Here is a 1,007-nt window from a genome sequence, read left to right as displayed (position 1 = left end):
CTAGGTGTTTGGTCCCGGGGTGTGGTGGTACGCTGGACCACCATGCTGCGAGGGATGCGCTATGGGCCAAGTTCTTCACGGCTGCGCCCGTACGACGGAGGCGGTTCGTCGCGCGATCCAGCTACAACAAGAGAGCGTAAGGACCCTGGCCCGGCGCTTCGGTGTCAGCCCCACCACGGTCCAGAAATGGCGCAAGCGGGCCACGACGGCCGATGCTCCCATGGGGCCAAAGGAGCTCCGCTCCACCGTCCTGACGCCCGAGCAGGAGGCTATTGCCGTCGCCTTCCGTCGGCACACCCTGCTGCCTCTGGACGACTGCCTCTACGCCCTCCAGCCCACCATTCCTCATCTGACGCGCTCGACGCTGCACCGCTGCCTGGAGCGACATGGCATCAGCCGCTTGCCCCAGGTCGGCGGAGACAAGCCGGCCCGGCAGCGCTTCGCCAGCTACCCGATTGGCTACTTCCACATCGACCTGGCCGAGGTCAGCACCGAAGAAGGCAAGCTGCGCCTCTTCGTGGCCATCGATCGCACCAGCAAGTTCGCCTTCGTCCGCCTCGTCCCGAGCGCGGGTAAGATGGAGGCAGCCCAGTTCCTGCGCGAGCTGATCGAAGCCATCCCGTACCGCATACACACCGTGCTGACCGACAACGGCGTGCAGTTCACCCCGCGCAAACAGGACATCTGGGACACGGAGCACATCTTCGACCGTGTCTGTCGCCAGCATGGCATCGAGCACCGGCTGACCAAGATCAATCATCCCTGGACCAACGGTCAGGTCGAGCGGATGAACCGCACCATCAAGGACGCCACCGTCAAGCGCTACCACTACGACACCCACGAGCAGCTGCAGTCCCACCTCCAGCTGTTCGTCGATGCCTACAACCATGCACGCCGGCTCAAGACCCTGCGCGGCCTCACACCCAATGAGTTCATCCACCAAACATGGACGAAAGAGCCTGAACGCTTCAGGCTCGATCCGTCACACCACACCCCGGGACCGTACA

General features: G+C 64.0%; 1 protein-coding gene. It reads left to right on the top strand.

Annotated elements, in window-relative coordinates; genetic code table 11:
* Positions 1–61: 61 nt before the first annotated feature.
* Positions 62–1,007, top strand: a 946-nt coding sequence (locus D9599_RS30700; RefSeq protein WP_198385128.1) for an IS481 family transposase, incomplete at its 3' end; no start/stop codon positions are given.

Source organism: Roseomonas sp. KE2513 (assembly GCF_016107305.1).
In the GTDB taxonomy this organism is placed as follows: Bacteria; Pseudomonadota; Alphaproteobacteria; order Acetobacterales; family Acetobacteraceae; genus Roseomonas.
Note: the sequence above shows the minus strand (reverse complement) of the source record. Positions and strands in the feature narration are given on the sequence as shown.